General features: G+C 30.9%; 6 protein-coding genes and 1 riboswitch. Of the genes, 4 read left to right on the top strand and 2 right to left on the bottom strand.

All coding sequences use genetic code 11. The features are described 5' to 3' along the window. Positions 1 to 444: RNA polymerase sigma factor (locus N4A42_RS12705; RefSeq protein ID WP_294074614.1), on the bottom strand; the 444-nt coding region annotated here is incomplete at its 3' end. A gap of 160 nt (positions 445 to 604) precedes the next feature. Here N4A42_RS12705 and N4A42_RS12700 point away from each other — a divergent pair. Next, positions 605 to 2,050 (top strand): S41 family peptidase, encoded by a 1,446-nt coding sequence (locus tag N4A42_RS12700; protein WP_294074612.1) that lies wholly within the window; start codon positions 605 to 607, stop codon positions 2,048 to 2,050. A 51-nt stretch (positions 2,051 to 2,101) separates the two neighbouring features. On the opposite strand, the gene N4A42_RS12695 is transcribed toward N4A42_RS12700, so the two are convergent. Then, positions 2,102 to 4,033, bottom strand: a complete 1,932-nt coding sequence (locus tag N4A42_RS12695; RefSeq protein ID WP_294074610.1) for a TonB-dependent siderophore receptor — start codon at positions 4,031 to 4,033, stop codon at positions 2,102 to 2,104. Between the two features lie 104 nt (positions 4,034 to 4,137). Beyond that, a riboswitch (cobalamin riboswitch) is annotated at positions 4,138 to 4,497 on the bottom strand. A 199-nt stretch (positions 4,498 to 4,696) separates the two neighbouring features. Here N4A42_RS12695 and N4A42_RS12690 point away from each other — a divergent pair. The 3 genes from N4A42_RS12690 to N4A42_RS12680 all read left to right on the top strand — a co-directional run. After that, positions 4,697 to 5,869 carry an ABC transporter substrate-binding protein gene (locus tag N4A42_RS12690; RefSeq protein ID WP_294074607.1) on the top strand — a complete coding sequence of 391 codons (1,173 nt, stop codon included), beginning with the start codon at positions 4,697 to 4,699 and terminating at the stop codon, positions 5,867 to 5,869. Positions 5,870 to 5,962: 93 nt separating this feature from the next. Continuing rightward, the gene (locus N4A42_RS12685; protein ID WP_294074617.1) at positions 5,963 to 6,976 is read left to right on the top strand and encodes an iron ABC transporter permease; all 1,014 of its coding nucleotides are present in this window, start codon (positions 5,963 to 5,965) and stop codon (positions 6,974 to 6,976) included. 50 nt (positions 6,977 to 7,026) lie between these two features. Further along, positions 7,027 to 7,255: ABC transporter ATP-binding protein (locus tag N4A42_RS12680; protein ID WP_294074604.1), on the top strand; the 229-nt coding region annotated here is incomplete at its 3' end.

The raw sequence follows: 7,255 nt of genomic DNA, 5'->3' as shown, positions 1-7,255 counted from the left end.
ATTAACACGTACTGCTGTTTCATTCATTTCTAGCATTTTAGCTATTTCGGCAAAATCGTATTGTTCTATATCTCTTAATTGCACTATTATTTTTTGTTGTTCTGGTAAATCTTCCATAATTCGAGATACCCAACTTATGCTATCTTTAGCTTCTACTTGCTTTTGTAATGACGCATTATTATCCGTATAATTACTATGAACAATTTTTAAATTTTGCGCTTGTTTAGATTTTAATCTATCTAAACAAAAATTCTTTGTCATTGTCATTGAGAAAGCTTCTACATTTTTATAATCACCAATCTTCTCTTTGTTTCTCCATAATTTTAATAGTATTTCTTGCGTAGCGTCTTCGGCTTCTTCTCGCGACACCAACAAACGTTTGGCTAAACGAAATACCTTATCCTTAAATGGCATTACTAAGCTTACAAAATCTGCTTGTTTCATTACTTTTTTGATTGATTGGTAAAGACCTTTTTACTTGTCTTCATAATTACGACGATACACCTTACAATTTGTTACAAAGTTTTTTTATTTATAATAATGTAAGTAAATTTAGAGTTTTACAGACAGAAGTAAAAGATGCTATTTTTTAAAAGAAAAATTTATGAATAAGATTAAGACTCTATTGCTAATATGTTTAGCATTTTCGTTTCTCACAGGCTGTTTTGAAGATTTAGATGATAATGCCATTGCTAGTACAGATATTAAAGATTTTATATGGAAGGCGATGAATGCGTATTATCTATACAACGGGAATGTCACTAATTTATCTAATGACAGGTTTGGAATTAACGGTATAAATGATAGATATGATAAAACAGAAGAATATCAAACTTATCTCGATGGATTTGACACACCAGAAGCCTTATTTGAAACTTTGGTTTATGAACCTTTAGATGAGTTTAGTGCTATTGTACCTAATTATTTAGATATTCTTAATGCGCAACAAGGCACCATACTTAGCAATGGTTTAGAATTTAGATTGTATTTCGTACCAGGAAGTGACACCGAAGTTTATGGCGCTATCACTTTAGTTTTAAATAATAGTGTGGCTGAAGATTTAGGATTGGTACGTGGTCAAATTTTTAGAGCTGTAGATGGCACCAATTTAAATGAAAATAATTTTAGAACATTATTAAACCAAACGAGCTATACCTTAAATTTTGCAGATTATAATACCAACGGAACACCAGAATCTACTGATGATTCCGTTACTCTAAATGGTGAAAGCACAAGTCTAACAAAGGTTGCTTATACCGAAAATCCTGTGCATATTGCAGAAGTTCTTGAGGTTTCTGGCACTAAAATAGCTTATCTTATGTACAACGGATTTACAAGTACTTTTGATAGTGAGTTAAATAATGCTTTTGCACAATTTCAATCTCAAGGAGCTGAGGAGTTAGTTTTAGATTTAAGATATAATGGTGGTGGCAGCATACAAACTGCGGTACACTTGGCAAGTATGATTACTGGCCAATACAACGGTCAGGTATTTTCAAAATTATTTTATAACAATAATCAGCAAAGTCAAAACAGAGATTATGAATTTACAAGTACACTATCTAATAATTCTGCAATTAATAGCTTGAATTTAAACAGAGTGTATGTATTAACTTCTTCTAGTTCCGCCTCTGCTAGTGAACTTGTTATTAATAGTTTAAATCCTTACAGTATAGATGTAGTTCATATTGGTGATAACACCAGAGGGAAAACACAATCTAACCGTTTGGTTTTTGACTCACCAGATTTTGGTGGAAATAACGTTAATGCTGGTCATAACTATGCTTTAATACCCTTAACTGCAAATTCTACAAATGTTAATGACGAATTAGTGCCTAGTGATGGATTAACACCAGATCTAGAATTGTTAGAAAGCCCTTTTAATTTAGGTGTTTTAGGTTCTGAATCTGAACCACTTTTAGCTGCTGCACTACAAGAAATTACAACAGGAGATAGATCTTTAAATAGATTTTTAGAAAATGAGAATAATAGAGAGTTAAAAACTCAGATACCATTTTCGCCATTAGAAGGACTAATGCTTGAAGAATAAATAAAAAAAGCCGCTACATAAATAGCGGCTTTTTTATTTGTATTTGATTTATTAAAGGTTAAGGTTAAATCCTAAATTTACACCTCTACCTCTTGTAGAAAACCCAAATAATTCTTGGTAATCTTCATTAAAGATATTGGTGATATTTGTAAAAACAGTCATCTTGTTGTTTAAAATCTTATGGCTTAAATAAAAATCTAATAAACCATAAGCATCAAGATTTACTGAATCATTTTGAAAAGTAGTAGCATTATATACTAGGTCTTCTCTTTCATCATTATATTGGTAAGACAAGCTCATTTGTGTTCTATTTGATAACGCATAATCTAATCTTGTATTTATCTTTATCTCTGGAATTCTTAAACTTAAATCTTCATCTAAAGAAGTGTAGGTTGCATTTAAGTTAATATCTAAATCTTTCATTAATTTTGCTTGTGCCACAAACTCAAACCCGCTTGCTGTAAAAGATTTATCAGCATTTTGATATTGAAACACAAAATTACCTGTATCTACAAAATCAATGAAATTTTCTTCATTTCTATTAAAATAAACTAAACTAAATGTAGCTTTATCTTTAATTGCTATTTCTGCACCAACCTCTATCGTTTGGTTTTCTTCTGGCTCTAAATCAGCATTTCCATAACTTGGCTCAAACAACTGAAATAATGATGGAGTAATAAAAGCTGTACTATAACTTGCCAAACCTTTTACATAACCAAAATCTAAATCAAATTTATATGAAGGGTTTAAACTATATACTAAATGACTTCCATATTCACTATGATTATTTAAACGCAGACCTGCATTTACATTAAGTCCAAAATCTGAAATATAAACTACATTTGCATAAGGGTCTGTAATTGTAAATTGAGCATTATCTGGATTTATAGCTTGGCTAAATCCTGTTTCTCCAAAAGGAATTGAAAAACTTTCCATCTGATTATCTTGATAGTTAAGCCCCAAAACTGTATAAAATTTATCGCTAAAATTATAACGATTAAAAGCGTCTACTACAATACTTTGAGCATTAAACATTGAAGGGAAATTTGATTCTATCTCGCGTTCTACATCATTATAAGCTGCATTTACAGTTATACTACCGTTAGTATACTTATATTCTGGTGACAAACCAATTCGGTATTGTTTTGATATAGATACATTATCTGCATCTACCCTACCAAAACTATCATCAAAATCTGCTTTGTAATTATCAAAACTAGCATAAGTTTTTAATTTAAAACTATTACTAAACTTATATCCTAATCTTAGATTACCGTTGTGACTATTAAAGGCATCAGACTCAGACCCACCTTTAATTGCAGATAATCCATCTGTATATTGTTGTCCTATACTTGCTAAATAGTTAAAACTACCAACAGATCCGTTAACAGAAACACTATTTCTAAAATCTTCTATTGCATAATTATCCTCATCTGAAGATTGATTAGTGCCAAGTGTACTCCTTAAATTGAGGTTAAATGCCTTCTTAGAAGCCTCTTTTAACTTAATATTAATAACTGCTGTTGCAGCACCTGTTCCGTAAAGTGTACTTGATGCGCCTTTAAGAATCTCAATAGACTCTACCTGATCTGCATTAAGTAATCTTAAATCATAATCATTTGCAATTTGAGAAGGATCAGTTACCTGCACTCCATCAATCATAATTAAAATTTGTCTGTTTCTTCCTCCTCGTATAAAATAACTTAGATTCTGACCTGCATTACTTCTTACACCATTAATTTCCACTCCTACTGTTCTACCAATAATTTCGGCAACAGATTGTCCTTGTAATTTTTCTAATTCTGCAGACGTAATTTTTGTAATTACTTTACCTGAGTTTTCACGCTTTAATGCAAAGCGAGAATCAGATAACACTACTTCATCTAGCTTTTCAATTTTAATTGAATCTTGCTCTATTTGTGAAGACCCAACAGATAACATACCTAAACCTAGTATGCTACAAAACAGTTTTGTTTTGTTCATTTTTAAATTTAATTGCTCGAGAGGCTATACAGCGACAGTGAGAAATGTAGGTATCAACACTCCTAAATCTCAATTATCGAGTAAACTTTTATCCCGAAAGTTTGACTTCTTTGTTGAAATTTGGCAGGTCTCCTGGCTTATTTCTTTGTTATCCTCCTTCCCAAAAGTATCAATGCTATTTTATTAATATAACATTCTCTCAGTGGACTGTAGTTATAACAACTCTTCAAAAAGAAGAGATACTCAATTAAATTGAATATAAAATTTACAGTTGCGGGAACAGCTCAAGAATTGAAATTTACTAAAGGCTATATTCGATTTTAGAATTAAAAAATATTTAGAAATTCATCAATCGTAATTTAACACTCGTCAATCATCTCACTTGATTCCCTTTTAATCGACATCGTCATCTCAAAGATTTTTTGAGACTTTATCTTTATCGAACCAAATTTCGATGCAAAAATAGTGTATTAAAGAAAAGTAAAAAGTTTATTCATCTTTTTTCTTGTTCATTTTATAAATGAGATAGATAAATCCTATTAAAAAATGAGCAATAATAACACCTGCTACGATATATAATGTTAAATTTGAATCGCCTCTCATAATTGAAGTTTTAACAAAATTAACAACTAAAACGCACTTTAAAAGTCACTTCTGTTACATATGAAATTTCTAAGAATTATATTAATTACTTTATTAGTAGTGTCTTGTAAAAATGAGACAAAAAAAGCAGACACAACTCCCATTCTTACAGAAAACAATGCTCAAAATTTGGACACAGTAGTTACCCAACTTAAATATGCCAAAGGGTTTACTATTAAAAATTATACAACTCATAAAACTCTTAATATCACCAAACCTTGGCCAGAAGCTACAACTACTTACAAATATCTTATTGCTTCAAAAAAGAACTTGGCAAAAATAAGCTACTCCAAAGATGAATATAATGGTATTATTACTAATGATATTTCTAAACTGGTAGTAACCTCAACAACACATATTCCTGCATTAGAATTATTAGGCGTAGAAAAAACTTTAGTAGGTTTTCCTGGCACAGATTATATTTCTTCAGAAAAAACCAGACAACGTATAGATGCTGGTGAAGTTAGAGAACTTGGTAAAAACGAAGGTATTAATACCGAAGTATTGTTGACTTTAAATCCTGATGTAGTCATTGGTTTTGGTGTAGATGGCATAAATAAAACTTTTGAAACCTTAAAAAAAGCTGGAGTTCCTGTAATATACAATGGAGATTGGGTAGAAGCTTCTGCATTAGCTAAAGCTGAGTGGATTAAGTTTTTTGGTCTACTTTTTAATAAAGAAAAAGAAGCTGATTCTATATTCAACAACATTGAAAAAGATTATTTAGAAGCAAAGCGTATTGCTCTGCAAGCTCAAAAAAGGCCTACTATTTTAAGTGGTGCTATGCATAATGGTTCTTGGTTTTTACCTAATGGTTCAAGTGCTGAAGCTCAGTTTTTAAAAGACGCTAACGTTAATTACTTATGGAGCAACACTACTGGAAAAGGGAGTCTGTCACTTAGTTTTGAAACCGTTTTTAATAAAGCACAACATGCCAATTTATGGTTAAGCCCATCCTATTACACAAATTTTAACCAACTTAAAGATGCTAGCGAACTCTACGCTAACTTTGATGCATTTAAAAACAAATCTATATATACATTCTCAAATACTACAGGTGCTACAGGTGGTGTATTGTATTATGAATTGGGCACAATACGACCAGATTTGGTTTTAAAGGATCTTATTAAAATTTGTCATCCAGAACTTTTAGAAGATTACACACCTTACTTTTTCAAAAAATTAAACGATTAATCCTTCTTATAATTCTGATAATTATCAGTACATAGACGTTTTATATTACTTTTGGTAAAAATTGAAATGCATCATTCTATAGAATGACAAATTATTTTGAAAACAAATTACACATATACTTTTATCATCTTATCAGTAATACTAGCTGTTTGCTTCTTTATTAATATTAGTTTAGGTTCTGTTTATATTCCTTTAAAAAATATCTTAGAAAGTCTTTTAGGAAACAGCGACAATATCATTATTACTCAATATCGGTTGCCTAAAGCTATAACTGCAATACTTGTTGGCTCTGGGTTAGGTATTTCTGGTTTATTAATGCAAACGCTTTTTAGAAACCCATTAGCAGGTCCATTTGTTTTAGGTATTACATCTGGTTCTAGCTTAGGTGTCGCTTTAGTTATTTTAGGTTCTGGTTTGTTTGGTGGTTTGTTTGCTACTGCTTTAATTTCTAAGTGGAGTATTGTTATTGCTGCCAGTTTAGGTAGCTTCTTGGTGCTATTAGCTGTATTAGCCGTATCAAATAAGGTTAGAGATACTATGGCTATTTTAATTATAGGTTTAATGTTTGGTAGTATAACTGCCGCAGTAGTTAGTGTGCTTTCTTATTTTAGTTCTGCTGAGCAATTACAACAATACATTTTTTGGGGATTTGGCAGCCTTAGTAATCTCTCTTGGCATGAGCTTACTATATTTCTTTTAATTTATTTAGTAGGATTAACACTCAGCATAGCTTCTATTAAAAGTCTTAACAGCCTTCTACTTGGTGAAAATTATGCAAAAAGCCTAGGCCTAAATTTAAAGCAAAGTAGATTTATTATTATATTATCTACCAGTTTAATAGCTGGTACAATTACGGCATTTTCTGGTCCTATTGCTTTTATTGGATTAGCTATTCCGCATTTAACCAAACAAATTTTTAAAACCTCTAATCATAAAATTTTATTGCCTGCGGTACTTTTATTTGGTGCAATTATCATGCTTATTTGCGATAGTATTTCTCAAATTCCTGGTAGCGATTATACTTTACCTATAAACGCCATTACTGCTTTGGTTGGCGCACCAGTTGTAATTTGGTTATTGGTTAGGCAACGTAAAATGGTGTTTTAATGAGGTTAGAAAAGTTAGGCATAATAAACATTGAACTTTAAACATTAAATTTGAATAGCACAAAACCAAATATCATCCTTAAAGCAGATAACCTTTCCATTGGTTATAAAACCAAAAAGACAGAAGCTGTTATTGCCCCTAATATCAATTTTGAGTTAGAAAAAGGACAACTTATTGGTTTGGTTGGTGCTAATGGTATTGGTAAATCCACACTTTTAAGAACACTCATTAAAGTACAACCTAATTTATTTGGCTCTATTATTTTAAATGGTAAAGATT

It is taken from the genome of Winogradskyella sp. (assembly GCF_025210595.1).
Lineage (GTDB): Bacteria > Bacteroidota > Bacteroidia > Flavobacteriales > Flavobacteriaceae > Winogradskyella.
This window is presented reverse-complemented; position numbering and strand designations above follow the sequence as displayed.